The 26,756-nt window shown below is 58.9% G+C and carries 24 protein-coding genes; 14 read left to right on the forward strand and 10 right to left on the reverse strand.

Going from position 1 to position 26,756, the window contains the following annotated elements; genetic code table 11:
• The first annotated feature begins 24 nt into the window (after positions 1-24).
• The 7 genes from mnmE to coaA all read left to right on the forward strand — a co-directional run bounded on the left by mnmE (position 25) and on the right by coaA (position 7,256).
• Positions 25-1,338, forward strand: coding sequence for a tRNA uridine-5-carboxymethylaminomethyl(34) synthesis GTPase MnmE (mnmE, locus tag DLM45_RS07770; RefSeq protein WP_181336587.1), 1,314 nt, complete (start codon positions 25-27; stop codon positions 1,336-1,338).
• 144 nt (positions 1,339-1,482) lie between these two features.
• The gene (gene mnmG / locus DLM45_RS07775; protein WP_181336588.1) at positions 1,483-3,369 is read left to right on the forward strand and encodes a tRNA uridine-5-carboxymethylaminomethyl(34) synthesis enzyme MnmG; all 1,887 of its coding nucleotides are present in this window, start codon (positions 1,483-1,485) and stop codon (positions 3,367-3,369) included.
• Entirely contained in the window at positions 3,366-4,028 is a 663-nt protein-coding gene (gene rsmG, locus DLM45_RS07780; protein WP_343062258.1) for a 16S rRNA (guanine(527)-N(7))-methyltransferase RsmG, read from the forward strand. Before mnmG ends, rsmG begins: the two co-directional genes overlap by 4 nt.
• Before the next feature lie 4 nt (positions 4,029-4,032).
• The gene (locus DLM45_RS07785; protein WP_181336589.1) at positions 4,033-4,878 is read left to right on the forward strand and encodes an AAA family ATPase; all 846 of its coding nucleotides are present in this window, start codon (positions 4,033-4,035) and stop codon (positions 4,876-4,878) included.
• Positions 4,879-4,937: 59 nt separating this feature from the next.
• Positions 4,938-5,813: a ParB/RepB/Spo0J family partition protein gene (locus tag DLM45_RS07790; RefSeq protein WP_181336590.1), complete on the forward strand. Its 876-nt coding sequence runs from the start codon at positions 4,938-4,940 to the stop codon at positions 5,811-5,813.
• A gap of 112 nt (positions 5,814-5,925) precedes the next feature.
• Positions 5,926-6,258, forward strand: a complete 333-nt coding sequence (locus DLM45_RS07795; RefSeq protein ID WP_181336591.1) for a phosphoribosyl-ATP diphosphatase — start codon at positions 5,926-5,928, stop codon at positions 6,256-6,258.
• 65 nt (positions 6,259-6,323) lie between these two features.
• Positions 6,324-7,256: a type I pantothenate kinase gene (coaA, locus tag DLM45_RS07800; protein WP_343062339.1), complete on the forward strand. Its 933-nt coding sequence runs from the start codon at positions 6,324-6,326 to the stop codon at positions 7,254-7,256.
• Positions 7,257-7,360: 104 nt separating this feature from the next.
• Here the strand turns inward: coaA and DLM45_RS07805 are convergent, their stop codons facing one another.
• From DLM45_RS07805 to leuS, 5 genes are all read right to left on the reverse strand, one after another.
• Positions 7,361-7,747, reverse strand: a complete 387-nt coding sequence (locus tag DLM45_RS07805; protein WP_246317215.1) for a hypothetical protein — start codon at positions 7,745-7,747, stop codon at positions 7,361-7,363.
• Between the two features lie 93 nt (positions 7,748-7,840).
• Complete coding sequence (locus DLM45_RS07810) at positions 7,841-8,839, reverse strand: adenosine kinase (RefSeq protein WP_181336593.1); 999 nt, start codon at positions 8,837-8,839, stop codon at positions 7,841-7,843.
• A 63-nt stretch (positions 8,840-8,902) separates the two neighbouring features.
• A complete protein-coding gene (gene holA / locus DLM45_RS07815) occupies positions 8,903-9,949 on the reverse strand; it encodes a DNA polymerase III subunit delta (protein WP_181336594.1) in 1,047 nt (348 codons plus the stop codon).
• Positions 9,950-9,991: 42 nt separating this feature from the next.
• Positions 9,992-10,561, reverse strand: coding sequence for a hypothetical protein (locus tag DLM45_RS07820; protein ID WP_181336595.1), 570 nt, complete (start codon positions 10,559-10,561; stop codon positions 9,992-9,994).
• Positions 10,548-13,172 carry a leucine--tRNA ligase gene (gene leuS, locus DLM45_RS07825; RefSeq protein ID WP_181336596.1) on the reverse strand — a complete coding sequence of 875 codons (2,625 nt, stop codon included), beginning with the start codon at positions 13,170-13,172 and terminating at the stop codon, positions 10,548-10,550. Before leuS ends, DLM45_RS07820 begins: the two co-directional genes overlap by 14 nt.
• Before the next feature lie 259 nt (positions 13,173-13,431).
• Here leuS and fic point away from each other — a divergent pair, with 259 nt between their 5' ends.
• On the forward strand, positions 13,432-14,595 hold the full coding sequence (fic, locus tag DLM45_RS07830; RefSeq protein ID WP_181336597.1) for a protein adenylyltransferase Fic: 1,164 nt from the start codon (positions 13,432-13,434) through the stop codon (positions 14,593-14,595).
• Between the two features lie 43 nt (positions 14,596-14,638).
• On the opposite strand, the gene DLM45_RS07835 is transcribed toward fic, so the two are convergent.
• Entirely contained in the window at positions 14,639-15,043 is a 405-nt protein-coding gene (locus DLM45_RS07835) for a GlcG/HbpS family heme-binding protein (RefSeq protein WP_181336598.1), read from the reverse strand.
• A 128-nt stretch (positions 15,044-15,171) separates the two neighbouring features.
• Here DLM45_RS07835 and DLM45_RS07840 point away from each other — a divergent pair, with 128 nt between their 5' ends.
• Together DLM45_RS07840 and DLM45_RS07845 are read left to right on the forward strand one after the other, a co-directional pair.
• Positions 15,172-15,852 (forward strand): YggS family pyridoxal phosphate-dependent enzyme, encoded by a 681-nt coding sequence (locus tag DLM45_RS07840; protein ID WP_181336599.1) that lies wholly within the window; start codon positions 15,172-15,174, stop codon positions 15,850-15,852.
• Positions 15,853-15,963: 111 nt separating this feature from the next.
• Complete coding sequence (locus tag DLM45_RS07845) at positions 15,964-16,908, forward strand: hypothetical protein (RefSeq protein ID WP_181336600.1); 945 nt, start codon at positions 15,964-15,966, stop codon at positions 16,906-16,908.
• 23 nt (positions 16,909-16,931) lie between these two features.
• On the opposite strand, the gene DLM45_RS07850 is transcribed toward DLM45_RS07845, so the two are convergent.
• Both DLM45_RS07850 and DLM45_RS07855 read right to left on the reverse strand, forming a co-directional pair.
• The gene (locus DLM45_RS07850) at positions 16,932-18,269 is read right to left on the reverse strand and encodes a PQQ-dependent sugar dehydrogenase (protein ID WP_181338235.1); all 1,338 of its coding nucleotides are present in this window, start codon (positions 18,267-18,269) and stop codon (positions 16,932-16,934) included.
• 100 nt (positions 18,270-18,369) lie between these two features.
• On the reverse strand, positions 18,370-19,395 hold the full coding sequence (locus tag DLM45_RS07855; RefSeq protein ID WP_181336601.1) for an aldo/keto reductase: 1,026 nt from the start codon (positions 19,393-19,395) through the stop codon (positions 18,370-18,372).
• A gap of 684 nt (positions 19,396-20,079) precedes the next feature.
• On the opposite strand from DLM45_RS07855, the gene DLM45_RS16500 reads away from it, so the two are divergent.
• The 3 genes from DLM45_RS16500 to DLM45_RS07870 all read left to right on the forward strand — a co-directional run bounded on the left by DLM45_RS16500 (position 20,080) and on the right by DLM45_RS07870 (position 24,285).
• Positions 20,080-20,310, forward strand: coding sequence for a C40 family peptidase (locus DLM45_RS16500; RefSeq protein ID WP_246317223.1), 231 nt, complete (start codon positions 20,080-20,082; stop codon positions 20,308-20,310).
• 388 nt (positions 20,311-20,698) lie between these two features.
• A complete protein-coding gene (locus DLM45_RS07865; RefSeq protein WP_181336603.1) occupies positions 20,699-23,341 on the forward strand; it encodes a DNA translocase FtsK in 2,643 nt (880 codons plus the stop codon).
• 209 nt (positions 23,342-23,550) lie between these two features.
• On the forward strand, positions 23,551-24,285 hold the full coding sequence (locus tag DLM45_RS07870; protein WP_246317225.1) for a LolA family protein: 735 nt from the start codon (positions 23,551-23,553) through the stop codon (positions 24,283-24,285).
• Positions 24,286-24,673: 388 nt separating this feature from the next.
• On the opposite strand, the gene DLM45_RS07875 is transcribed toward DLM45_RS07870, so the two are convergent.
• Positions 24,674-25,180, reverse strand: a complete 507-nt coding sequence (locus DLM45_RS07875) for a cyclic nucleotide-binding domain-containing protein (RefSeq protein ID WP_181336605.1) — start codon at positions 25,178-25,180, stop codon at positions 24,674-24,676.
• Positions 25,181-25,366: 186 nt separating this feature from the next.
• A complete protein-coding gene (locus DLM45_RS07880) occupies positions 25,367-26,053 on the reverse strand; it encodes a response regulator transcription factor (RefSeq protein WP_181336606.1) in 687 nt (228 codons plus the stop codon).
• A 110-nt stretch (positions 26,054-26,163) separates the two neighbouring features.
• On the opposite strand from DLM45_RS07880, the gene DLM45_RS07885 reads away from it, so the two are divergent.
• Complete coding sequence (locus DLM45_RS07885; RefSeq protein WP_181336607.1) at positions 26,164-26,715, forward strand: L,D-transpeptidase family protein; 552 nt, start codon at positions 26,164-26,166, stop codon at positions 26,713-26,715.
• Positions 26,716-26,756: the final 41 nt, after the last annotated feature.

A 26,756-nucleotide genomic window follows, 5' to 3' on the forward strand; every position in this document is an offset into this window, starting at 1 on the left:
AGGATGTGCAGGTAGGCGAAGTCTATGGGAGATGCCTCAACCATCTATGCGCTGTCGAGTGGCGCTGGGCGCGCCGGAGTCGCGGTGATCCGTGTTTCGGGTCCGGCTGCGCATGCTTCGTTGGTGCAGATGGTAAAGTCGCCGCCGCTTCCGCGCTACGGGGCGTTCCGCACGATCCGCCATCCTAGAACGCACGAGATCATAGATGGTGCCGTGGTTCTATGGTTCGAAGCGCGCTCGAGCGAGACCGGCGAAGACGTTGTCGAATTCCAGGTGCACGGCAGCCGCGCGGTTATCACCGCGATGTTTGCGGCGCTGAAAGAGATCGATGGATGCCGCCTGGCGGAGCCTGGCGAATTCGCGCGCCGGGCGTTTGAAAACGGCAAGCTGGACCTGGCTCAGGTTGAGGGATTGGCCGACCTCATCGATGCGGAAACGGAATCGCAGCGGCGGCAGGCCGTGGCACAGACAGCGGGAGCGCTGTCGAAACTCTACGAGAGCTGGCGCTCGCGATTGATCGAGATTGCCGGGCTCGTCGAAGCGGCCATCGATTTTTCAGATGAAGGTGATGTGGCGGCGTCCGCCGTCAGTGATGCGCGGCAACGGGCTTCGGTGCTGTCCGATGAGATCGCTCGGCACTTGGACGACGGGCATCGTGGTGAGATCCTTCGTGAAGGGTTTCGCGTGGCACTGCTTGGCGCACCGAATGCGGGCAAGTCGAGCCTGCTCAATGCGCTCGCGCGCCGGGACGCGGCGATCGTTTCCGCCGAGGCGGGTACGACGCGTGACGTGATCGAAGTCCGATTGGATCTTGGCGGGCTGCCGGTCATCGTGTCGGACACGGCGGGTATTCGCGAGGCGGCGAGCGATATCGAGCGAGAAGGGATCCGGCGAAGCCTTGCCGTGGCGCGCGAGGCTGATTTGGTGGTGTGGCTGAGCGAAACCTGCGACTCAAACATTCCGCAGGGGATTTCACGTGAAACAAGCCTTGCAATTTGTTCCAAAGCTGACCTCGCGAGAGAATCAAATGGCTCGGACCTCCGTGTTTCGGCTCTGACCGGTGAAGGGCTCGACAGACTGATCGGGGAGATTTCTCGGCGCGCCCATACGGCCGTCGGGGCAAGCAGCGAACCCGCGTTGACGCGAGTCCGGCATCGGCAAAATCTGGAAGCGGCCCTCGAAAGCATTCGTGCGTTTCTTGGTGGCAACGTCGAGGCGGTCGAGCTGCGGGCTGAGGACGTTCGACGTGCATCTCACGCGCTTGGGCGGATCACCGGACGTGTCGACGTTGAAGACGTGCTGGACCAAATTTTCAGCCGTTTTTGCATTGGTAAATGAATTGTTTCACGTGAATCCGTTTCACGTGAATCTTTTTGAATCATTCAAAACAGATTTGTTGAGACATTCCGGCCCGCATCTGCCGTGATATGGCGCGCGTGAAGCCGCTTTCGCGGCGGTGGCCGATGCGCTAATCCACGGCCCATGAACAAGCAGACCTATGACGTCATTGTCGTCGGGGGTGGGCACGCCGGGACTGAGGCTGCGGCCGCGGCGGCGCGCATGGGGGCGCGCACGGCCCTTGTAACCCATTCCCGGGCGACCATCGGCGAGATGTCTTGCAATCCGGCCATCGGGGGGCTCGGGAAGGGCCATCTCGTGCGCGAGATCGATGCGCTCGACGGGCTGATGGGGCGGGTCGCCGATGCGGCGGGCATTCAGTTTCGACTGCTGAACCGATCCAAGGGCCCGGCGGTGCATGGGCCGCGGACCCAGGCGGATCGCAAGCTTTACCGGCAGGCGATGCAGGCTGAAATCGCGGCGACGCCTAGACTTGATGTGATTGAGGGCGGTGTCGAAGACCTTATCGTGGTGCCGGGAGCATCTGGCGACCGGGTTGCCGGGGTCGTAACGGCGACCGGGGTCACGCTTTCGGCCGGAGCCGTGGTCCTGACGACCGGCACGTTTCTGAACGGCCTCATCCATATGGGCGAGGAGACCATTCCGGCGGGGCGGGTTGGGGAAGCGCCGGCGCTCAAGCTGTCCGACCGGCTCTATGCGCTGGGGTTGCGGCTCGGGCGTCTGAAGACCGGGACACCGGCTCGGCTTGCACGCGACTCAATTGAGTGGTCCGCGCTCGAGATGCAGTTGGCGGACGACGAGCCCGTGCCATTTTCGTTTTTGACCGGGCGAATCGCCAATCCTCAGATCGCCTGCGGGATCACACATACGACAGCGGCGACGCACGAGATCATTCGCGCGAATCTGCAGAAATCGCCTGTTTATTCGGGCCAAATCAGAAGCGTCGGGCCACGCTATTGCCCGTCGATCGAAGACAAGGTTGTTCGGTTTGCTGACCGGTCCTCGCACCAGGTCTTTCTCGAACCCGAGGGGCTGGACGACGACACGGTCTACCCCAACGGCGTTTCGACGGCATTGCCGGTGGCTGTGCAGGACGCCTTTCTGCGTACGATGCGGGGCTTGGAACACGTTGTCATCAAGCGGCCCGGATACGCGATCGAATACGATTACGTCGATCCGCGCGAACTCAGTCCGGTGCTGGAAGTCCGGCGGCTTCCGGGGCTGTTCCTCGCGGGGCAGATCAACGGTACGACGGGGTACGAGGAAGCTGGTGCGCAGGGCATTCTCGCCGGGATCAATGCTGCTCTGCTGGCGTCCGGTGGTGGCCGCTCCTTCAGCGTTTCGCGGACTGAGGGGTATCTCGGCGTGATGGTCGATGACCTCGTGACCCGGGGTGTGTCCGAGCCCTATCGTATGTTTACGTCGCGCGCCGAGTTCCGATTGAAATTGCGAGCAGACAATGCAGATCAACGGCTTACGGCCGCAGGCATAGGAATCGGTTGCGTTGGCGCGACTCGCAAGGCGGCGTTCGATCTCAAGGCGAAAGCGCTGGCTGATGGCTTCGATCTGCTGAACCGGCTGTCGTTGACGCCGACGGAAGCTGGACGGCATGGGCTGGCTGTTAATCGCGACGGTCGGCGGCGGACGGCGTTCGAGTTGCTGTCTTTGCCGGAGATTTCTCTGGAGCGACTCGAATCGGTCTGGCCGGAGATCAAGGGACTGGATTCGCGAATCGGGTCGCAGCTTGAAGTCGATGCCCGGTATGCCGTGTATCTCAGCCGGCAGGACGAGGACGTGGCTCAGTTGCAGCGAGACGAAGCTATCGCTATCCCGGAAGACTTTGATTTTGCGTCGATTTCCGGATTGTCGGCTGAGGCCAAAGCGAAGCTGATCCGGCATCGGCCGGCGACCATCGCTCAGGCCGGCCGCCTTGAGGGGATGACGCCTGCGGCGCTTCTCGTGCTGTTGGCCCGCCTCAAGGCCGACCGGCGCACGAGACAGTCGGCGTGACGGGGGTTATCGGCCCGATCGATGGGCCCGAATCATTCGCCGCCAACTTTCCAATTTCACGTGAAACCCGTGATCGGCTGGTCGTTTACGCCGAGCTACTGGGCCGCTGGCAGAAAGCCATCAACCTCGTGGCGCCCAAAACGCTCGGGGATTTGTGGCAGCGGCACATGGCGGATAGTGCCCAGCTTTGGCGCTTTCGGCCGCCCGAATCACACTTGTGGCTGGATCTTGGCTCGGGGGCCGGGTTTCCGGGCCTTGTTTTGGCTATTCTCGGGGCGGAAACTGGCGAAACGCGTCATACGCTGGTCGAAAGCGACAATCGAAAGGCGGCATTTTTGCGGGAAGCGGCCCGTGTGACGGGCATCGCTGTGGACATCCTGTGTATGCGCAGCGAAAATTCCGAGACTCGCGCTAAGGTGGGCGCGGTGGACTGCGTCACGGCACGCGCGCTCGCGCCGCTTCCTCGGCTTGTCGAGCTCGCTGCCCCCTATTATGGGCCGTCGACGCTCGGGTTGTTTCTAAAAGGCCGCGAGGTTGCGGCGGAAATCGACGAAGCGGCTCAAACCTGGCACTTCGCCTATGAGCTGCAACCGAGCCTGACGGACGAAAGTGGTCGCGTACTGTTGCTCAAAGCGTTGAAGTCCAAGACGGAGGAGTGAGCCCGTGGCCGGCTATGTTTCTGGCGCAGGCGGCGCGAACGGCGGCCCACGGGTCGTCGCGATCGCCAATCAGAAGGGCGGGGTCGGCAAGACCACAACCGCTATCAATCTTGGAACGGCGCTCGCGGCGGTTGGCGAGCGCGTGCTTGTGCTTGATCTCGATTCGCAGGGCAACGCCTCGACCGGGCTCGGCATCGATACGGAATCTCGCTTTAAAACGTCCTTCGATGTTCTGGCTGGCAAGGCCAGTATTCTCGACACCGTTCTGAAAACCGCGGTGCCGGGTGTGTTCGTCGTTCCGGCAAACAGCGATCTCGTCGGTATCGACAGTGCGCTTGCTGGCGATCAATCGCGGCCCTTCAAACTGCGTGATGCGGTGACGGCACTTGTCGGTCAACAGCGCGCGCGGCCGAACGATACGCAATTCAGCTACGTGCTGATCGATTGTCCGCCGTCACTCAATGTCTTGACGCTCAACGCGATGACGGCGGCGCATGCGGTGATTGTTCCGGTGCAATGTGAGTTCTTCGCGCTTGAAGGAATTTCGCAGCTAAAGGATTCTATTGAGCAGATCCGCGCGACGCTCAATCCGCGCCTCGAAATTCAAGGCGTGGTGCTGACGATGCATGATGCGCGAACGTCGTTATCGCGTGAAGTCGCGGATAACGTGCGGGCGTTCTTCGGGCCGAAGGTCTACGACACGGTGATCCCGCGCAACACGCGGGTGGCGGAGGCGCCATCACACGGCAAGCCCATCCTTCTTTACGACTACGATTGCGCCGGAAGCCAAGCGTACATTCGGTTGGCGACGGAGATCATTGAACGGGAACGACGCTACAAAGCGGCCTAAAACAGCAGTGTTTTGGCGCTTTTCGCGGGGATAGATTTCTAGCAGGGGAAGAATAGCAGATGAACTCCGTTGTACCGAAGAGTCGGCTTGGCCGCGGTCTCGCTTCTTTGATCGGCGAGCCGGCGCCTCTCGGACATCATCTGCCCCCCGAAGGCGAGCAGCGCATGGTTGCGATCGCAGAGATCCGTTCGAGCCCGCTCAATCCGCGTAAGGATTTTCGCGACGAAGAACTGGCTGAGCTTGCCGAATCGATCCGCACGAAAGGTTTGGTGCAGCCCATCGTCGTTCGGCCGAACGGCATGGCGGGTGGATTCGAAATCGTTGCAGGCGAGCGGCGTTGGCGCGCGGCGCAGAAGGCGGGCATCCATACCGTTCCCGTCATTGTGCGTGAACTGACCGATCGCGAATTGCTCGAGCTGGCGATCATCGAAAACGTTCAGCGCCAGGACCTCAACTCGATTGAAGAAGCGACGGGCTATCGTGAGCTTGTCGAGCGTTTCGACTACAGCCAGGAGAAGCTGTCTGAAATCATCGGCAAGAGCCGCAGCCACGTCGCGAACACGCTTCGTCTGCTGAAGCTGCCCACTGAGGTGCAGGAGCTGGTTCAAGATGGGCGGCTGACGGCTGGCCACGCGCGGGCGTTAATCGGGCGGGAAGACGCCGCGACGCTGGCCCGCAAGATTATCGATGACGGTCTGAATGTGCGTGATGTCGAGAGCTTGGTGCAGGGGCTCGGTGAGCCGGGCGCAACAGGCGGTGCGCGCCGCCGGAAGGATAAGGACGCCGATACCCGGGCGTTCGAGAAAGAACTGACCGATCTGCTTGGCCTTAAGGTTGAGATCAAGCTGGCTTCGGGCGAAAGCGGAACGATGGTCATCAAGTTTGGCAGCTTCGACCAGCTCGATTATATTCGTCAGCGGCTTGGAGGCGGCTGAGTTTTTAAGACTTTGGCGGTTCACTCTGGCTGCCGTTCATATTCCGGTGCGTGTGCCGATTTCCGCAATCGCACGCGCACCGAGATTTTTTGTTCCACGAGACGTTGAGTAGATGAGTGATACCGACACGTTGCAGCGTCTGGCTGCACTGATCCGATCGCGGCGGTCCGAAAGCGCCGACAGCTCCTATACGGCGCAATTGTTGACCGCGGGCACGGTCAAATGTGCGCGGAAGCTCGGCGAGGAAGCGATCGAGACGGTCATCGCGGCCATCGACGGGTCGCCCGAGGAACTGACAGCGGAAGCTGCAGATACACTTTATCATCTTCTCGTTGTGCTTGAGTCGCGGGGCGTCGATTTCGACGACGTCCTACGGGTGCTGGCCGGGCGCATGGGAATGTCCGGCCTTGCCGAAAAGGCATCGCGACCGCGGAGCCCTTCGTGAGCAGACGTCACCGAGCCCTTAAGAGCGCAAAAGAGAGCGACCTCGAAGAGGGTGGAGAAAATCTCGTGTTCTCACCCTACCGTGTATTTTCGCGCGAGGAGTGGGCGCGGCTGCGTGCCGATACGCCGATGACGCTTGCACCGCATGAGCTGGAGCAGCTTTCCGGTATAATCGAGGAAGTGTCTGTCGACGAAGTCGAACAGATTTATCTGCCGCTCTCGCGTCTTCTTAATCTCTATGTGGCGGCGGCGCAGAAGCTCTATTCCGTGAGCACGGAGTTTCTCGGCCGGAAGGATACGAAGGTTCCGTTCATCATTGGTGTGACGGGGTCAGTCGCAGTCGGGAAGAGTACGACAGCGCGTATTTTGCGGGCGCTTTTGGCGCGTTGGCCTGACCATCCACGCGTCGATCTGATTACGACGGACGGCTTTTTGTATCCGAACGCAGAGCTTCAACGTCTCGGTCTGATGGATCGGAAGGGATTTCCCGAAAGCTTCGATACCGAGCTTCTTTTGCGGTTTTTGGGCGACGTCAAATCCGGCATGGCGCAGGTCGAGGCGCCGGTCTATTCGCATTTCCAATACGACATTCTATCCGGTCAGAAATTGCTGATTGAGCAGCCGGATATTTTGATCATCGAAGGGCTGAATATTCTTCAGCCTGCAGAGATGCCCAAGGGCGGCGGAACGATTCCGTTTGTTTCCGATTTCATCGATTTCTCGATTTATATGGATGCCCAGATTTCCATTATCGAGAAGTGGTATCTGATGCGATTCATGCGCCTTCGGACGACGGCGTTTCGCGATCCCGGGTCCTATTTTCACAAGTATGCGGAAATGACTCCGGATGAGGCGCGGCGCTCTGCCTTGCGGCTTTGGCAGGACATCAATCTCAAGAACCTCGAAGAAAACATCCTACCGACGCGGAGCCGGGCGCATCTCATTCTGCAAAAGGGTGAGAGCCACAGCGTTGAAAAGGCGTCGCTGAGAAAGCTCTGAGCGCATGCGTGTATACGCGCAAAAAAAAAGGCCGCTTGGGGCAGCGGCCGGTCGAGACATCACAGGGTGGGTCTCTTTATTCAAGTTGAGGAGAGTTGTGTGCGTTAGCGCGTCTCAATGGAGGCCGCGGGCGTGCGTTTCTGCTCCGAAGATCCGGCATTTGATGACGGGACGAAACCTTTGAGAAATGAGGTTTCGCCGGTCAAAGCGAAGATCTTGTATTTGTCACGGAGCCGGCGAATAGCCGAGGGATCGGAATATCCCATTTGGCGAATTGCAGTGGTTGGACGCAGCTCAGGATGGATCCGTAGCAGTTCTCCAATACGCGCGAGGCGTTCGGTGTCATCAATGCCGGTGCCTTTGGGCCGGCCACGACGTACTGCATTCTGGATCATCAGGCGAACCTCAAACCAATCCGATTCGTTGTTTGGAGATTGCGCGATTAATTCCGTTAATTCCAGGGAGATTAAATAGTATTCGGAATTGGACACGAAATACCCCCTAAACATTCTCCTTTTGAACATCGTTCATGGAGAATAGAAGGGGGTATATCCGGGATTCGTCTATTTTCGCCGCGGGCGAACTCAGGGAATGAGTCGGCGCTGACGGGCCAATTCAGCTAGCGGCACCTCGGGGCGAGCGCCCAAATGTCCGATAATTTCGGCTGCGGCCAAACTGGCCAATTGGCCAGACGTTTCGAGTGATAATCCGCGCGCATATCCGAATAGAAATCCTGCTGCATATAAATCACCGGCGCCGGTCGTATCGACGACCTGTTCGATCGGATCGGCAGATATTTCGACGCTCTTATTATCGGCTAAAATAATCGAGCCCTTGGCACTCCGTGTCAGCACAGCGAGCGGGATGTCGGAGCTGGCTTGTTTCGCTGCAAGATCGAACGATTCCGTTTGATAGAGCGATTTGATCTCGGATTCATTGGCGAAAAGAATATCGATGCCAGAGCGAATAAGCTCGAGGAATTCGCCGCGATGGCGATCAACGCAGAAGCCGTCCGACAGCGTCAGAGAAACTTTTCGTCCAGCTTTCTTTGCAGTGTCGAGTGCAAGACGAAATGCTTTCTGAGCTTGCGGGCGATCGAAGAGATATCCTTCGAGATAAAGAATTGCGGACTCGCGAATTAAATCGAGATTGAGATGCGTTTCGTCGAGGTCCGTCGAGATTCCGAGGAACGTATTCATCGTGCGCTCGCCATCCGGCGTGACGAGAATGAGTGAGCGCGAGGTGGGTGCGCCATTTGCAATTGGCTGGGATTCGTACGTCACACCGAGAGAGCGAATATCGTGCGAGAAGATCCGGCCGAATTCATCGTCGGCGATCGTTCCGATATATGCAGCGCGTCCGCCGAACGACGCGACGCCTGCGATGGTGTTCGCGCCTGATCCGCCCGAGATTTCGACGGCGGGTCCCATCGTCTGGTAGATCTTCTGGACGTCGCCGGCTTCGACCAGGCGCATGCTGCCTTTCGCAGCGCCGATCTCGGTCAAATACGATTCATCGCAGCGTCCAATGATGTCGACAATTGCATTGCCGATACCGATGACGTCGTGGCGTGCGTCAGCCATTTTTGGGTTCCCCGTTTGGTTTTGCGGGCACTATAGGAAGCGAGGCCTAGGCCGCAAGGCGTGTCAGCGGCGCTGGGCCGCGGCAGATGCGGCGGCGGCCATCGATCCGAGGGCAAGCAGCAGGCGCTCGGTGTGAACGTCGCGCTGCGTTGGCGAAAGGCGTGCTGTCTTCGCCGTTTCGGCGATGCGCTTCAGGGCCTGATTGAGCTGCGGGGCGGCCCAGCCGCGAACCTGTCGAGCGAAGGCGTCGCGTTGTTTGAAAAACAGCGGTGGCCTGAGTGATTTCAAGGCGTCGTCGAGGCGCTGGCCAGCGTCCACATCCCCGCGCACTTTATGCAGCTTCAGGAAATACCGCTGCGTGATGGCGATGACGGCTTCCGCGCTTTCGCCGGACGCGAGCGCCCGGCCAAAATCGGAAATAGCCGCTTTGGTGCGGCCTTCGGCAACGGCTTCGGCAATGCGCTCCAACGCGAGGTCGGCGGCATCGCCGACGATCGTTTCAACATCTTCGAGGGTGATTTGTTCGCGGCCTGTGCAGAAGAGCGCGAGCTTCTCGATTTCGGCGCGTGACAACGCGCGGTCAGCGCCGAGGCGGCTCTGCAGTAGCATCCGCGCATCCATGCCGATCGTCAGAGAAAACGGGGCGAGGGTTTCCTGGATGAGGTTTTCGATGTCGGCTTCGGTGTCAGGATAACAAGCAACCGCTGCGCACGCCGGATTCTTTTCGAACAGCGCGCGCAATGCATCGTCGGGTTTCAAGTTGCCCGCTTCGACGATCAAGAAGCCTTCGAGCGGCGCACCGGATAGCAAAGGTTTGAGCATCGCGGCGGCTATGCGGCGTCCAGCGATGGCGCGAACGATGCGCCGCGACGAAAACATCGGCCGCATTTGCAACTCGGTCTCGAGGCGGTCGGGGGTTTGGTCGACGTCCGTATCATCAAGCCGCAAGATTTCGCCGGGCGGGTTTTCGCGTTGGGCAAGCGTGCGCGCGAGCACGGCGGAGCGTTCGCTGACGAGACCGGGATCGGTGCCGAAGAACAGCACTGCTACGAGGCTTGCGGGTGGCGCTTGCAGAAAGGCGTGCGCTTGATGGGCTTTGATGGCGACCATGCGTCAAGTCCGCTTACGAGAAACGATGCGGCTGGCGATTACTCAGGCGGTCGTCGACAGGATTGCAAGGAGACGGGTTCTCAGCTCTTCGCCAACCGTCTGTGCAGCGCGGTTCTCCGCGTCCTGACGGGCTTCGACGTTGGCGAAAACCGACGACACACGGTCGAAGGACGCGCGGCCAAAGCTCTTGCCCGAGGCGACGACAGTTTTGTCTTCGATGCGGATCAGGTTGTACGCCGCTTCGATGTTGTAGATCTGGCCGCCAGCGTTGCCGTCTTTGCGAACCATCGTCGAGATGACGGTTTCACGGATTGCGATGTCGAGGCGGTATTTCGGCGGGGCTGGCGTTCCGCCGCCCGTCGTCTGGAAGATGAGTTCGTTGCGGATGCGCTGACCAACGCGGCCCGGGATCGGCGCGATATCCACCGTCGCCAGCTTCTCCTGAGCGCCGACGCCGCCAAGGCTGGCGGTGCCGTAAAGCGGACGGAACCCGGCGTCGCCGCATCCACCCAGGACGCAAAGCGCCGCGAGCCCCAAAGCCGAGAGAACCAGTCTCCGGCTCTGCGCCCTGCAGTTGCTTGTCCGTCCGTAAAGCCCCTCAGCCAACGACATTCACGATCCTTTGCGGAACGACGATGACTTTTTTCGGAGTGCGCCCATCAAGTGCACGCACGACCGAATCAAGCTGCAATGCCGCCGCTTCTACTTCTTCGGATTTCGCTGTTCGCGAAACCACAAGTTCGTCCCGTCGCTTACCATTCACCTGTACGGCAATGGTCACTTGATCGTCAACGAGTAGGTCCGGTTCAACGGCCGGCCAGGGTTCGTTCGCGAGCAGCGTGTTGTATCCCAGCCGCGCCCAGCATTCTTCCGCCAAATGCGGCATCATCGGGCCGATGAGGATGGAAAGGTAGCCGCCCGCTTCCCGGGCCGCCCACTGCACGTCGGGACCGCTCTTCGTTAGGCCGGTCTGGAGAACATTGCAGAACTCATGGATGTGAGCGACCGCGACGTTGAACCTGAGGGCTTCGATGGCGCGTCCGACCTGATCAATGGCGCGGTGGCCCGCTTTGCGGATCGCCAACGCGTCGGGTCCGAACGTTGTCGGCTTGGCGGCCGTCTTGTCCGGTGCTGTTTCAGCAATGTCTTCGATGATGCGCCAGAGACGCTGAATGAAACGGCCAGCGCCGGTCACGCCTGCTTCGGTCCAGATCACGTCGCGTTCCGGGGGGCTGTCGGACAGCATGAACCAGCGCGCGCAGTCGGCACCGAAGTGGGCGATGATGTCGTCCGGGTCGACGAGGTTCTTTTTCGATTTCGACATCTTCTCGATGCTGCCGATCGAAGCGGGACGGCCTGTTGACGTTTCGATCGCGCGCCGGTTTGCGCCTTCGCCTTCGAGCGTGACGTCGCCCGGCAGGAGCCAGAAGCCGTCTTCCGATTTGTACGTTTCGTGCGTCACCATTCCCTGCGTGAAGAGCGCGTTGAACGGCTCGCGCGTGTTCGTTGCAAACGCGAGATGGCCCGTGTCGGAGATCGCACGGGAGAAGAAGCGCGAATAGAGCAGATGCAGAATCGCGTGCTCGATGCCGCCGATGTATTGATCGACCGGCAGCCAGTATTTCGCCGCGTCCTGATCGACCGGCGTTGTCGCTTCGGGTGCGGTGAAGCGAACGTAATACCAAGACGAGTCGACGAACGTATCCATCGTGTCGGTTTCGCGCGTCGCTTCCGCTCCGCACTTCGGGCAGGGCACATGCTTCCACGTCGGATGACGTTCGAGCGGGTTGCCGGGTTTGTCGAACGTTGCGTCCTCGGGAAGGACGACCGGCAAATCTTTCGCCGGAACCGGAACCACGCCGCACGTTTTGCAATGAACGATCGGGATGGGGCAGCCCCAATAGCGCTGGCGCGAAATGCCCCAATCGCGCAGGCGGAAGTTGACCTTGCGGCTGCCCTGCGGACGGCCGGCAAGCTTTTGTTTTTCAAGACGCGATGCGGCTTCTTCGAACGCGGCCTTGGTGGTCAGCCCATCGAGGAAGCGCGAGTTGATCATCGTTCCTTCGTCCTCGTAGGCTTTGCCTTTGAGGTCGAATGTTTCCGCCTTTTCGCCGGGCGGTAGAACGACGGGGACGGTTGGCAGTTCGTAGCGAGTCGCGAAATCCATGTCGCGCTGATCGCCCGAGGGACAGCCAAAGATGGCGCCGGTGCCGTAATCCATCAGGATGAAGTTCGCGACGTAAACCGGAAGCTGCCAGCTCTTGTCGAATGGATGGACGGCGCGGATGCCGGTGTCGAAGCCGCGCTTTTCGGCGGCCTCGATGTCAGCGACTGACGTTCCCATGCGCCGGCATTCGTCGCAGAAGGCTGCCAGTTCGGGATTGTTTTCGGCGGCCTGCTTCGCGAGCGGATGATCGGCGGCGACTGCGAGGAATGACGCTCCGAAAAGTGTGTCGGGGCGTGTCGTGTAGACTTCGAGCTCGGTGAAGCCTTTCGGAGCGGCGTCCTTGTCGAGCGCCCAACGGACGGCGAGGCCTTCCGAGCGACCGATCCAGTTCGCCTGCATCAGGCGCACTTTTTCCGGCCAGTTGACGAGCGTGTCGAGGCCGGTGAGCAGTTCGTCGGCGTAGTCGGTGATTTTGAAGAACCACTGCGTCAGCTCGCGGCTTTCAACGAGCGCGCCGGACCGCCAGCCGCGGCCGTCGATCACCTGTTCGTTGGCGAGCACGGTGTGGTCGACCGGGTCCCAATTGACCTTCGAAGATTTCCGGTAGGCGAGCCCCTTGGCCAGCAAATCGAGAAACAGCTTCTGCTGATGCCGGTAGTATGTGGGCGAGCAGGTTGCGATCTCGCGCGACCAATCGAGCGACAGGCCCATCGACTTGAGCTGGCCGCGCATTGTGTCGATGTTGGCGTAGGTCCACTTGCCCGGATGGACCTTGCGTTCCATGGCGGCATTTTCCGCCGGCATGCCGAATGCGTCCCATCCCATCGGATGGAGAACGTTGAAGCCCTTAGCGCGCTTGTAGCGGGCAAAAACGTCGCCCATCGCATAGTTGCGCACATGCCCCATGTGGATGCGTCCCGACGGATACGGGAACATCTCAAGGACGTAACACTTTGGCTTTGCAGGATCTTCTGTTGCGCGGAAGATCTGATTTTTTTCCCACACCTGTTGCCAATGGCGTTCACGGTCGGGGGCGTTGTAGCGTTCTATGGCCATGGGGCCCGTTCTTTCTGGGAAATTTGAATTGGTTAGCGCGTAAGAAGCCTGAAAGGTCGAGAGGGTCAAGTCGCCCGCGTTTTTGACACATGTCGTAAAAATCTGATTATTGCGACATGTTTTGAGAACATGTCGTGAGTGGCGACACGTTTCGGTTTATATGTCGTAGAAATTCATATTTTGCGACATATTCCTGCTATATGTCGCCGTTGCCGACATATCCGCGTGAGGTGTCGCCAAACCACGGATTTTGCGACAGATGAAAGTCTTCGATCCTACAATTCCGCACAATAGCCTGCCCAAGCTGCCGCCTCCGGGTGATCTGGAGACGAAGGCCGTCTTGAAGAAGTGCGCTTCCGTCCATGCCGCGCTTGCCGCTCTGAAGGAGCGAGGCCGCCGCATTCCCGACCAGACCGTGCTCATCAATGCCATCCCCATCATGGAAGCCAAAGACAGCTCGGCGATTGAAAACATCGTCACGACGAGCGACGCGTTGTTTCGCGACCAGAGTCTTAGCGATGACAGCGACGCGGACCCTGCGACGAAGGAGGCATCGCGTTATCGATCAGCACTTCAACTCGGTTTTCATGCGCTCGCACATCGGCCGATCACGACTCGCACCGCCGTCGATATTTGCTCCGATCTCAAGGGCGTCGATCTCAACGTGCGGAGTGTTCCAGGGACCAAGCTGAGAAATGCGAATACCGGCGACGTTATTTATACGCCGCCTGAAGGTGAAACGCTGCTGCGCGAGCTGCTGACAAATTGGGAGCGCTTCCTGAACGATGCGACTGAACTCGATCCTGTCGTTCGGATGGCCGTCGGACACTATCAGTTCGAAGCTATTCATCCGTTCATTGACGGAAACGGCCGCACAGGCCGGGTCATCAACATTCTGTTTCTGATCGAACAGGGATTGCTCGAGCTCCCGACGCTCTATCTCAGCCGGTATATTTTGGCGAACCGCGCGGATTACTACCGCCTTCTTCTCGAGGTGACGACGAAGCAAGCGTGGGAGCCGTGGGTGCTCTTTATGCTCGACGGTATCGAGAATACGGCGCGATGGACGGCTGCCAAGATCGGCGCGATTCACGATCTCATGGATGTGACGGTTTCATACGTTCGGGATGCAGCGCCGAAAACCTACACGCGCGAACTTGTCGACGTGATTTTCATGCAGCCATACAGCCGCATTCAAAACGTTGTCGAGCGCGGGCTTGCGCATCGGGAAAAGGCGTCGAGAGACCTGAAGCAGCTCGTGTCGATCGGCGTGCTGCGTGAAATCAAAGTCGGGCGCGAAAAGCTCTTCCTCAATGTCAGATATGCGGCTCTTCTCGGCAATGATGCCAATACGTGGGAGCCGTTTCCGGAGATCAAGCAAACGCAGGTCGATCGCGCGCGCAACAAAAAGGGCCGCGCCTAAGCGCGACCCTTCGTGAGATCTGATCGTAACGACGAGCGTCCGATCAACACGTATGCGCGCTCGCGCCTGCCTCGGCGACTTGCTGATCCTGCACGCCGCTTCCGCCCGATACGCCGATCGCGCCGATGACGACACCGTGCTGATCCTTGAGCGGAATGCCGCCAGCAAAGATCATTACGCGGTCATGGTTCGATACATGAATGCCATAGAACTGGTCGCCGGGCTGGCTGTTCTCAGCAAGCTCCTTGGTCGAAATGTTGAACGCGCGCGCGGTGAAAGCCTTGTTGATTGCGATGTTGATCGAACCGATCCAGGCCTTATCCATGCGAATGTGGGAAATGAGGTTCGCGCCCTCGTCGACAACGGCGATATTCATCGGCTGACCGATTTCGGCGGCCTTCTTTTCTGCGGCGTCAATGATGCGGCGGGCGTCAGCGAGTGTCAGCATGAATGTGTCCTCTGTATTCGAGATGCAGCATGTAGGTGCCCTATAGGCCTTATAAATTGCGACACTTGTTCGCTCGGGCCTGATACGAAGGGCGTATAAAGACGTCAGGAGTAGATTTAGGAGATACCGTGACCGGCGACGAATACCAGGAAACAGCGCCCGAGAGGTTAAAGCGCATTAAAGTCGAGATTGCGGACGCGGCTAAAGGCGCTGGGCGGAGCGCTTCGGATGTCACGTTGATTGCTGTTTCCAAGACGTTCGATGCGGATGCTGTCGAACCCGTTCTCGCAGCGGGACATCGCCAGTTCGGCGAAAACCGAGTTCAGGAAGCCGAACGTAAATGGCCCGGTCTTCGTTCCAAATTTCCCGACGTCACACTTCATCTCATCGGGCCGCTGCAATCGAACAAGGTGAAAGATGCGGTGGCGCTGTTCGATGCCATCCATACGATCGATCGTGAAAAGATTGCGCGTGCGGTTGCCGCTGAAGTTGCAAGCCAGCAGCGCCGGCTCGACCTATTCGTTCAAGTGAATACGGGCGAGGAGGCACAAAAGGCCGGTGTGTTTCCGCGCGAAGCGAAGGCGTTCGTCGATTTTTGCCGCAACGATCTGCAGCTCACGATTCGCGGATTGATGTGTATTCCGCCGGTCGAGGAAGAGCCTTCCGTCCATTTTGCCTTTTTGGCGAAGCTGGCGCGTGAAGCCGGACTTGACGCGTTGAGCATGGGCATGAGCGGCGATTTTGAAGCTGCCATCGCGCTCGGTGCGACGCATGTTCGCGTCGGCTCAGCGATTTTCGGTCACCGTTGAGGCGTTTCCCACCACAAAATTTCTCTTCGCCACTTGGAGCCTGATTGGCGGTGTTAGCCTTCCACGCTGATTCGCCATGAAGCGTCGTAAGCGCACGACAGGGGTTCCGATATGACCGCGTCTTCGCAGAAGAAAGATCCGTTGGTGGCAGAAGCGAACGCCGCAGCTGCCGAAGCAGCGCGCGATGCACGTGCCGAAGTGCTGGAGAAAGCGAAGACAGAGAAGGCGGAGACGACAGCGGCGAAGACTGCTGTTTCGAAGCTCGAGAAGTCAGCGGGGGACGCTTCAAAGGCCGCGCGCACCAAGTGGCATGATTTCGATATTCAAGTCTGGCTCACGAATTTCAATTCGATCGAATTCGGTTTCTGGAAGCGCGATCGCAATCGCGGTAAGTCGCGGCAGTTCACCAGCGATATGGATATCTTCGCGGAGGTGGTGGAGAACGGGCAGCGCACCGGCGTGCTCGGATATCGCAAAGAGCTTTGGAAAGATGCGGAGGGCATGAAGAAGCGCCTCGTGCTCAAGCTCTTTTCCGAAACGCTCAATTGGCGCGCGAGTATGGACTTGATGCTGGGCCGCTCTATCCAGCAGACGCTTGGTGCGCGCGGCTTGCCTGTCACGGCCTATTCCGTGAATACCAGTCCGGATGATTACATCGTCTATCTCGAACGCTCCGCGAACAAGTGGCCGTTCATGCCGGAAAACTTTTCGTTCTTTCTGATGGAGCGCGGTCAGCCGAAGTTCTATCGCTTGCGGCGTGACTTCATAAATATCGGCGGTGACTACACGCTGATCGACGCCCGGGGCGAACACGTTGGCCATCTTGATGGCGCGATCCTAACGATTGGCGGGAAGTGGCGCTGCAAGGTGCGCGGCGATCATGCCGATCCGCGGCTCATCATGGTGCTGAAGTTGTTCGTCGGGATGATCGCGTTCAATCGCCAGGCGCGGAAGCATGTGAAGCAGATGGCGCGAGATATCCGCGACGGTGTCGTGACGCCCGATATCGAGCGGCAGGAAGCGGATCTCTATCTCAATCCGCGCCGCGTGCGCTGAACGCTTTCGCTCATTCGAACGCTCTATTCGACGGCGACTGGATTCTTCACCGAACTCGACTTGCGATCGGCGGACACAACGCGCCAAATCTTATTGCCGACGTCATCAGCGACAAGCAGAGCTCCATCCTTGCCGAACGCAACGCCAACCGGGCGTCCGCGGGCGTCACTCTTGCTATCGACGAAATCGGTGAGAATGTCTTCGGGCGGACCGCTGGGCTTGCCGTTCGCGAACGGAACGAAAATCACTTTGTATCCGCTCAATTCGCTGCGGTTCCAGGATCCGTGCTGGCCGATGAATGCGCCGTGCGCCAGCCGAGCCGGAAGTGCGGAATGCTCCGGTGAAAATGCGAGCCCCAGTGACGCGGTATGCGCGCCGATCGCGTAGTCGGGTGGAATCGCCTTCGCGACGAGATCGGGTTTTTGAGGCTTGACCCTCTCGTCAACGTGCTGACCGAAGTAGCTATAAGGCCAACCGTAGAATGCGCCGTCTTTTACTGACGTCAGATAATCGGGCACGAGGTTGTCACCGATTTCATCGCGCTCGTTGACAACGGTCCAGAGGCTTTTGGTTTCCGGTTCCCAAGCAAGACCGTTTGGATTGCGCAAGCCGGACGCAAATTGGCGCGAAGCGCCTGTTGCGGGATCTATTTCAAGAATGCCCGCGCGATTGACTTCGGCATCCATTCCGTTCTCGGCGACGTTGCTGTTCGATCCGACGGTGACGTAAAGTTTCGTTCCGTCGGCATTGGCGATGACGTTCTTGGTCCAGTGATGATTGATCGGGCCGCCGGGAAGGTCTGCGACTTTCACAGCCGGCGCCGTGATCTGCGTGTCGCCGGGGCGATAATTGAATTTGACGAGTGCATCCGCGTTCGCGACGTAAAGCGTATTGCCGACGAGCGTCATGCCAAAGGGCGAATTCAGATTTTCAAGGAATGTCGTGCGCATCTCTGCGCTCCCGTCGGGCTTCAAACCCCGGAGGAGTGTTATGCGATTTGCGCTCGGAACTTTGGCGCCGGCATGCTTCTGAAAAAGACTAGCGACCCAGGCTTTCAGCCCGGTGCCGTCTTTCGGACGCTCTGGCGCATTTGTTTCGGCGACGAGAACGTCCCCGTTTGGCAGAACATAGAGCCAGCGCGGGTGCAATAGTCCCGATGCGTAGGACGTCACCGTGAGATCGGCGGAAGCGGCGGGCTTCACCCCATCTGGCCAGCCGGTCGCGCGCGCGACTTTCATCGTCGGGAGGAATGTCGATTGGGGCGCTGGCAATTCGGGATTCGGTCCGAAGCCTGGCGCGTAACGCGTTTCTGCTACGGCGGGGCTCGTAATCAAAAATGCCAATCCCGCGGCCCATGACATTGCTGCAATACGCGACACGGTGGCCTCCCGGTATTTGCGTTGCTTAATCCAACACAACAAATTGGCCGTGGGCGGAGTTCCCCACTTTGCTTGTCGTGCGCTAGACGGGCGGGGGGTTGCGCTCGGAAAAGCCGTCCTGGTGCCAGTATGGATAGGGCTTCGTGGTTGCGCTTGCTTCGTCGAGTTTTTTAATTTGCTCAGAGTTCAAGTTCCAACCGATCGCGCCGAGGTTTTCCTTCAATTGCGCTTCGCTGCGCGCGCCGATGATGACGCTTGCAACAGTTGGGCGCTGGAACAGCCAATTGAGCGCAATCTGCGGGATTGTTTTGCCGGTCTCGCTCGCGATTTCATCAAGCGCGTCAACGATGCGATAGACGTGCTCGTCGCTGACGGGCGGTCCTTTGTCGGCCGTTTTATGAAGACGGCTGACTTTGGGCAGGGGACTGCCGCGCCGAATTTTGCCTGTTAAGCGACCCCATCCAAGCGGGCTCCAGACAATCGCGCCGAGCCCTTGATCGAGCCCGAGAGGCATCAGCTCCCATTCATAGTCGCGGCCGAGCAACGAATAGTATGTCTGATTGGCGACGTAGCGCGGGTAGCCGTATCGGTCGGCCACGGCGAGCGACTTCATAATGTGCCAGCCGGAAAAGTTCGATACGCCGACGTATCGGATCTTACCGGCGCGCACCAACTGGTCGAGCGTCGACAACATTTCTTCCGCTGGTGTGCGCGCGTCAAAGCCGTGAAGCTGAAAGATGTCGATGTGATCGGTTGCGAGGCGTTTCAATGCGTCTTCGCAAGACTTGATGAGGTGGAAACGCGAGGAGCCGACGGCGTTTGGACCATTACCGAAGCGGAATGTGGCCTTCGTTGAAATGAGAACCTTATCGCGGCGTCCCTTCAGCGCTTCGCCAAGAACGGATTCCGAAGCGCCATCCGAATAGATGTCAGCGGTGTCGAACAGTGTGACACCGGCATCGAGGCACAGATCGACAAGGCGACGGGCTTCCGCCGGTCCCGTCGCGCCCCATTCTTTGAAGAACTCCGATGTTCCGCCGAATGTGGCGGCTCCGAAACTCAGGAGCGGAACGGCTAGTCCGGACGCTCCCAGTTGGCGATATTCCATTCGGGTTCCCTCTAATTGCGATATGAATTCCGGATGAATGCCAATGCGCATTCGATGTGTAGGATCGCCGCATCTATATCGATATTAAGCACGTGGTATTCGGCAAAAGCCGATCACAGAACGAATAAAATCGCTCTCAATCTTCACAATTTTTTCGCTTATTGGTAGCGAACGGACTTTCCGGATACGGATTGCTCGCAACTAACCCCTGAAAATTCCAGAACGAATCTCCCAGCTCGCAACGGTTGCGGCCGCGAATGACGATATGTCGCGCGGCGAATCCTCTCTTGTTTTCGCCGCATTAGACGGCTGGATGCGCGCCGTTTGTGAAGACAGTTAAGGAGAGTTACTATGCGACTGAGCTTGTTCGCGGCTGCAGCGCTTTTGGCAGGACTTGCCGGCGCGCCGTCCGTCGAAGCGCATCCGTCCCATGGGTATAAACATTCCCGGGCCCATGGCACTCCAGCGAATTGGAATGGAAAGCGGCGCTATTCGAACCGCGCCTATTCGCAACGTGGCAATCGTTATTCGCAGCGTGGACATCGTTATTCAAACCGCTACGCATCACGCTCGAGTTCCCATCGCAGATATGGAAACCAGTACCGTGGACAGCGGCACTACGCCCAGCACACGGGTCGCCGGTACGCCAGTGGTGGACGTCCGCGCGCTTGGTGCGGATGGTGGATGCGCACCCAGCTTGGCGGCGGTCCTGAATTCAATCTGGCCGCGAACTGGCGGCGTTACGGTCGCGCAAGCGGCCCGCGCGTTGGAGCCGTTGTCGTATGGCCGCATCACGTCGGCATCATCACGGGACGTGCTGCCAACGGTAAATGGATCGTTAAGTCGGGCAACGACGGCAACGCCGTTCGTGAGCGCGCACGCTCTGTTGCCGGAGCCGTCTTCCGCGTCGGCTAAGTGCGGGTGGTTACGGGGGCAGGCCATGTGGCCTGCCCGGCCTCCCTGATCTTTTTTCATCCAGCTTTGCTACGCGTTCGGCCGTTGCGTGCCCCTTATGGGTGCTGGCACAACGCATGTTCGGCCAAAGTTGCGGGCTCTCGGCCGACTTTCTGGTCCTGAAACACCAGATATTCCGTTTTTCTCAACGTCATCCGGCTTTCTGCTTGGGCCGGTAACCTTATCGCAACCCACTCCCGTCAAGGTTACCGTAGTTGCCTATCCGGCTGCTGCGATTCCGTAGCTCCTGCGCGCATGATCGGCGCGCGCTTCAACGGTCCGTCGTAGTGGTTGGACAGCGCTCGAACGCACGATTTTCGTGCCGCGTCCAAAGAGTACGTTCGCTGCGATGTCGCTTGATGCACGAGGGATCGATCCCCAGCGGCTGCTTCCGCAGTCCTTGGAAGATCGGCTTTTAGGTTGGCTGGGCCGCTGCGGCGGCGCGGCGCTCCTCGTCGCGACGGTCGCCATCTGGGCGAGCCTCGTCTCCTGGTCTGTGTTCGATCCAAGCTTGACGCACACGACGACAGCCTCAGCGCGCAATTTCGCTGGGCCGGTCGGAGCAATTATCTCCGACCTTCTCTTTCAGATGCTGGGCTTTGCTGCGGTGCTGGCGCTTGTTGCCCCGCTGGTGTGGAGCGTTGAGATGCTGCGCTCGGAGCGCGTGTCCGGCGGCCGTACGAAGCTCGGGTTTTATCCGCTTTCTGTGCTTGCTATTTCGGGAGCGATATCGGCGCTGCCTCTGTTTGAGGGTTGGCCGCTGCGTCATGGCTACGGCGGGCTGCTGGGCGACGGCGTGTTGCATCTCTTTACGAAAGTCTTCTCCTTCATCAATGCGGACCGCGCGGGATTGGCGGCGGGCGTTATTCTCGGCGCGGCGGCGGTGCAGATGGCTGGAAAGGCCATCGGCTTTGAGGGCGAGTCTCTCATCAAGGGTCTTTTGAGTGCTCTTCGTTCTCTGGTTACGCGCTCGCAGGCGGCGGCCAAGGAAAGCGTTGTTGCGGCTCGCGTGCATCGTTCGTCATTCGACTCACTTGAGCTGGCGGAGCCGTCCATCGAACATGAGGCGGCAACCGATCGCCAGGAGCCTGCGTTCGAGCGTCGAAGCAGTTCGCGTCCTACGTTGTCGATCGACGATCCCGTCGAGACTTTTGCGCCTCAGCCAAAGGCGAGACCTAGCCTGTCCGCCGGGCTGCAGACGGTCGAGCGTCGTCGCTCCGACGACGATGGCCTGGAAGACTTCGTTGACGACGAGATCGAAGTGGATCTTGGCTCAGACGCAAGTAGCATCGCAATTGCACGCCGCTTTGCGCCGGAATCGGCAAAGAATGCGCGGCCACATGCGCCGTTAGAAGAGTCGCTGCCGATTGCAGCCCCGGTTCGGACACCACGCCCCGCGCCGCGCGCTGCGGAGCCGCCTTCGCCTCCTCCTCCTCCGCCGCCACCTGAGGCAGCTCTCGCAAAAGCGAGCGGATTACTTGGTGGATTTGTGCGCGGTCGCGCGGAGTCGGAATGGAAGCGGCCGTCGCTGAATGTGTTCAAGCGGCCAGGCCCATCGAAACCGAAGCCCGAACTTTCGCAGACGGTTATGCGCGGCAATGCGCGGCTGCTTGAAGACGTGCTGGCGGATTTCGGCGTCAAGGGCGAAGTGAGAGATATTCGGCCGGGTCCGGTCGTGACGCTGTTCGAGTTCGAGCCGTCGCGCGGAACGAAGTCATCGCGTGTCATTGGTCTTGCAGAAGACATTGCGCGCTCGATGAGCATCGGAAGCGTGCGTGCGGCTGTTGTCTCGGGCCGGAATGCGATCGGATTGGAATTGCCGAACGCGCGGCGCGAAACGGTTCTGTTACGCGAAATTCTTGAGTCCGATACGTTCAAATCGGATGGCGCTGGGTTGCCGCTTGGTCTTGGCAAGTCGATCGGTGGCGATCCCGTCGTTGTCGATCTCGCACGCATGCCGCATCTGCTGGTGGCTGGTACGACCGGCTCCGGTAAATCGGTCGGCATCAACTCGATGGTGCTTTCGCTGCTCTATCGGCACGCGCCGGAAGACTGCCGCATGCTGATGATCGATCCGAAAATGCTGGAGCTTTCCGTCTACAATGGAATTCCGCATCTGTTGACGCCCGTCATCACCGACCCGCACAAGGCGGTGGCCGCACTCAACTGGGTCGTGCGCGAGATGGAAGAGCGCTACAAGCGCATGGCGGCAATCTCGGTTCGTAACATCGACGTCTTCAACAACCGCGTTCGCAACGCGAAGAAGCGCGGCGAAATTCTGTCTCGCACGGTTCAGACCGGATTCGATAAGTCGGGACAGGCGCGTTTCGAAACGCAGCAGATGGAACTCGAGCCGTTCCCGCGCATCGTTGTCATCGTCGATGAGTTCGCCGACCTGATGCTGGTTGCAGGGCGCGAAGTCGAAGGTTCCGTGCAGCGGTTGGCGCAGATGGCGCGGGCGGCGGGCATTCATCTCATCATGGCGACGCAGCGTCCGTCGGTCGATATCATCACCGGTACGATCAAGGCGAATTTCCCGACGCGCATCTCTTTCAAGGTCACGTCGAAGATCGATAGCCGGACGATCCTCAACGAGCAGGGCGCAGAGCAGCTGCTCGGTCAGGGCGATATGCTCTATTCGAACGGGGCGGGGCAGTCTGTGCGTGTACACGGTGCCTTCGTGTCGGACGAGGAAGTCGTTGCGTTCTCGGATGCGTTGCGCGCTGCGGCGCCGCCTAATTATGTCGAAGGCATCACCGACGCGCCGCCGCAATCAGAGATTGCGCCGAGCGGACGCGAAGGGGGCGATCAGGATCTCTATGATCGCGCCGTTGCCATTGTGCTCAAAGATGGCAAAGCCTCGACGAGCTACATCCAGCGTCGTCTTTCGATCGGCTACAATCGCGCCGCCGACTTGATTGAGCGCATGGAGCGTGAGGGTTTGATCTCGGCGGCGAACAGCGTGGGCAAGCGGGAAATTCTTGCTGCCTGACGCGAAGAGTCATCCGCGTAGTCGCGTTCGCGGATAACTCACACCGATGACACACAGATTGAGTTGCCATTTCGATGGTTGCCGGGCTAGGCAGGCAACGAGCACGCTGATTTGCCAAGTTCTCGACGCAATCTTTGTTGAAACGGTAATCTGCGAATTGAGCCCGTGAGGGTTCGGGGGGCTGTGGGGGCCACGCAATGGGATCAAGCATGAGATTTTGTCAGCGCCTTTTGGCGACCGCAGCACTTGTGACTCTCTGCGGGGGTGCCACGCTGGCCGAAGATGCGAATGGTCCAAGCGAAGCATTGAAATCAGTGCCCGCCGTCAAGGCGACGGCCGTGCAGGGATGGACCGGAAAGGTCGCCACCGCCAAGAACGAAGGCATCGTGCTCGACGATAGCCAAACGAAACTCGTTCATGATGTGAGCGCGTACTTTGGGTCGCTGACGAACCTGAAGGGTGCGTTCGTGCAGATCGATTCCGCGAACAAGCGGATGCGCGGAAAATTTTTCGTCAAACGGCCAGGCCGATTCCGTTTTGACTACGCATTGCCGTCGCGCCAGGTCATCGTTTCCGATGGTCAAAATCTAGCCATTCAGGATCTCGATCTGAACAACGAAGATCGTGTGTCGATCGATCAGACTCCTTTCCGGCTGCTCTTGCGCAAAGACGTCGATCTGTTGCGCGATGCGAAAATCACCGAGGTGCAGCACTCGGACGACCTGATCGTGCTGGGTCTCGAAGATAAAAATCCCGACGCGCCGGGCCACATCAAGCTCTTCATCGCGACCAAGCCGACGATGGAATTGAAGGAGTGGGTGACGACGGACGCCCAGGGCTTGGACACGCGAATCGAAGTGTCGGGTCTGGTTCAAACAGACGATCTCGACGGAAATTTATTTAAAATTCAACCGCTTGGGCCGCATCGCACGACGCCAAACTGACGATTCGTGAGCGAAATCAGTCCGTTGCGTATTTGCCGCTTGGCAATGCGCAATCTGTGGATATTTTTGTGTAGCCGATCACAATTTCGTGAAGTCCTCAAAGGCCCCCTATTGAATTTGCGGGCTTTGCGCTTAACTCATGAGCATGCAGGCGGCGTCACCCTGTATTCGGTAGTGCCCCCCGTCTAGCCGAAGACGCCGCCTCTGGTATCGGTTTCCCTCCCGATACCGAGCGCGATAAGCGCATAGCGCCCAGTCCCTCCCCCCGGGACTGGGCGCACTCTTTTCAGGCACCCCTTTGATATTTTTTTTCGCAGCGTGCTCTCGTGAATTTTTTCCGAGACGCAGTTTGTAAAATCCGATGACGTTGCGCGTGGTGTCGTAATCCTCAGGATAGAGAAAGACTGCTCAATTCAGAAACGCGTGGCAGACGTGCAGGGTCGGCTGCATTCGCGAGCACCGCATCGATCGTCGTCAGGTCTTCAGCCAACAGTTGTAATCGCGAAAGTATGCAGGACGAGAAATGCCTCGCGAGGCTTGGGTCCTGCATCATCGCGTCGTGCATTTTTTCCCGAGTCAATCTGAGCGCTCGCACCTGATCCTTCGCAATGATCGTTGCGGGGTGAACCGTTTCGACAACCATTGCAAGCTCTGCAATCAGCGAGCCTTCCGGAACGATGTCTTCCCGCATCTCCGCGTCTTCACTCAATCGCACACACCGTCCTGACACAACGAGAATTGCCGCTTCGCTTGTGTGATTTTCCATAACGATCATATCGCCCGGACGATACACGATGCGCTCAGCACTGTTCACGATCGCTTCGAGCTGTGCTGGCTTCAAATTGCGAAAAATCGGAAGCGCTAAAAATGGTTTGACCAGGGCTTCTATCGCCATTGGGTGAATCCATGGATGACTAAAACCGGACTCAAACACAACGAAACAGAAGCCATACGGGCCGCGCACTTCATACACCAACTGCGCGACGAGAGACACCCATAACCAATCGAAGGGTGTCGGCCTGTGGACGGACTTGGATGGCGTGTGGAGAGACTACATCGCGCGGCGTGCGCAACACGCGCGTCAAGGCGCGAGTTTGTAGCCGCCGCTTTCCGTGATCAGGAGCTCTGCGTTCGACGGATCTTTCTCGATCTTCTGGCGCAGGCGATAGATGTGGGTTTCGAGCGTGTGTGTCGTCACGCCCGCGTTATATCCCCAAACTTCGTGCAGCAGCACATCGCGCGATACCACCTTGTCGCCTGAGCGATAGAGGTATTTCAGGATCGATGTTTCTTTCTCGGTCAGCCGGATTTTGTTGCCGGAGTGATCGACGAGAAGTTTCGATGCGGGACGGAACGTGTAGTGGCCGATCGCGAATACGGCGTCTTCGCTCTGCTCGTGCTGACGCAACTGAGCACGCACTCGTGCGAGAAACACTGCGAATTTGAAAGGCTTCAGAACATAGTCATTGGCACCGGCGTCAAGGCCGAGGATCTGATCGGCGTCGGAGGTATTGCCGGTCAGCATGACGATCGGCGTTTTGAATCCGGATTTGCGGAGCAGCTTGACGGCTTCGCGACCGTCCATATCCGGCAGGCCGACATCGAAAACGACGAGGTCGAACCGTCCGGCTTTTGCGGCTTCCATGCCCTTGCTGGCCGTGCCCGCTTCGGAAACTTCGAATTCGTCGTGTAAGACCAGTTGATCCTTCAGCGAGGTGCGGAGATCTTCATCGTCGTCTACGAGGAGGACCTTGCGGGCCGTGCTCATGGATCAAACTCCATTTTCTTTTGCGGTCGTTCGCAACGCCAAACACTAGCATCGCGTGCGAGGGCAACATAGGCTTTGATGGCGAACAGACAAGAGGATTGGCGGTTCCGATGATCCGTCCCAAGCCGGAACACCAACAACGAACGGCGGGGCGGCTCATCGTTAGAGCCCTGAATGCGTCCGCGCAGCGCGGATATTTGCAGTTTGGCACGAATTTGGTGCCGTGTGCGCTTGGGACCGGCGGAATTCGGGCGATCAAGCGCGAAGGCGATGGCGCTGCGCCGCGCGGGCGGTTTCGATTGCTCAGCGTTTTTTACCGGCCCGATGGCAAAAGGCCGCGCTCGGGTTTGCCGGTTAGGGCCATCCGCAAGATGGATGGATGGTGCGATAGCGTCAATGATCGCAACTACAATCGCCGTGTTTCGCTGCCGTATCCGCAAAGCACGGAACCGCTATGGCGCGCGGATCGGCTTTACGACGTTATCGTTGTGCTTGGATACAACGATGTGCCGCGCGTGCGTGGACGCGGCAGTGCGATCTTCATTCATGTTGCTCGCGAGGGATTTACGCCGACGGAAGGGTGCGTTGCTCTTCGTGCCAGCGATTTGCGACGTATGCTGTGCAACCTTCATCGTGGCAGCGATATCGTCATAGCGGTTTGAGCGTATAAAAAACCCGGCACTTGGGAAAGCGCCGGGCAAGT

The sequence above is a fragment of the Hyphomicrobium methylovorum genome (assembly GCF_013626205.1).
In the GTDB taxonomy this organism is placed as follows: domain Bacteria; phylum Pseudomonadota; class Alphaproteobacteria; order Rhizobiales; family Hyphomicrobiaceae; genus Hyphomicrobium_B; species Hyphomicrobium_B methylovorum.

Bases quoted from the DNA above. Each gene is read 5' to 3' on its own strand.
- mnmE (WP_181336587.1), top strand. From the start codon at position 25: ATGGGAGATGCCTCAACCATCTATGCGCTGTCGAGTGGCGCTGGGCGC.
- mnmG (WP_181336588.1), top strand. From the start codon at position 1,483: ATGAACAAGCAGACCTATGACGTCATTGTCGTCGGGGGTGGGCACGCC.
- DLM45_RS07790 (WP_181336590.1), top strand. From the start codon at position 4,938: ATGAACTCCGTTGTACCGAAGAGTCGGCTTGGCCGCGGTCTCGCTTCT.
- DLM45_RS07795 (WP_181336591.1), top strand. From the start codon at position 5,926: ATGAGTGATACCGACACGTTGCAGCGTCTGGCTGCACTGATCCGATCG.
- DLM45_RS07810 (WP_181336593.1), bottom strand. From the start codon at position 8,839: ATGGCTGACGCACGCCACGACGTCATCGGTATCGGCAATGCAATTGTC.
- holA (WP_181336594.1), bottom strand. From the start codon at position 9,949: ATGGTCGCCATCAAAGCCCATCAAGCGCACGCCTTTCTGCAAGCGCCA.
- DLM45_RS07820 (WP_181336595.1), bottom strand. From the start codon at position 10,561: ATGTCGTTGGCTGAGGGGCTTTACGGACGGACAAGCAACTGCAGGGCG.
- leuS (WP_181336596.1), bottom strand. From the start codon at position 13,172: ATGGCCATAGAACGCTACAACGCCCCCGACCGTGAACGCCATTGGCAA.
- fic (WP_181336597.1), top strand. From the start codon at position 13,432: ATGAAAGTCTTCGATCCTACAATTCCGCACAATAGCCTGCCCAAGCTG.
- DLM45_RS07835 (WP_181336598.1), bottom strand. From the start codon at position 15,043: ATGCTGACACTCGCTGACGCCCGCCGCATCATTGACGCCGCAGAAAAG.
- DLM45_RS07845 (WP_181336600.1), top strand. From the start codon at position 15,964: ATGACCGCGTCTTCGCAGAAGAAAGATCCGTTGGTGGCAGAAGCGAAC.
- DLM45_RS07850 (WP_181338235.1), bottom strand. From the start codon at position 18,269: ATGTCATGGGCCGCGGGATTGGCATTTTTGATTACGAGCCCCGCCGTA.
- DLM45_RS07855 (WP_181336601.1), bottom strand. From the start codon at position 19,395: ATGGAATATCGCCAACTGGGAGCGTCCGGACTAGCCGTTCCGCTCCTG.
- DLM45_RS16500 (WP_246317223.1), top strand. From the start codon at position 20,080: ATGCGCACCCAGCTTGGCGGCGGTCCTGAATTCAATCTGGCCGCGAAC.
- DLM45_RS07865 (WP_181336603.1), top strand. From the start codon at position 20,699: ATGTCGCTTGATGCACGAGGGATCGATCCCCAGCGGCTGCTTCCGCAG.
- DLM45_RS07870 (WP_246317225.1), top strand. From the start codon at position 23,551: ATGAGATTTTGTCAGCGCCTTTTGGCGACCGCAGCACTTGTGACTCTC.
- DLM45_RS07875 (WP_181336605.1), bottom strand. From the start codon at position 25,180: ATGGCGATAGAAGCCCTGGTCAAACCATTTTTAGCGCTTCCGATTTTT.
- DLM45_RS07880 (WP_181336606.1), bottom strand. From the start codon at position 26,053: ATGAGCACGGCCCGCAAGGTCCTCCTCGTAGACGACGATGAAGATCTC.
- DLM45_RS07885 (WP_181336607.1), top strand. From the start codon at position 26,164: ATGATCCGTCCCAAGCCGGAACACCAACAACGAACGGCGGGGCGGCTC.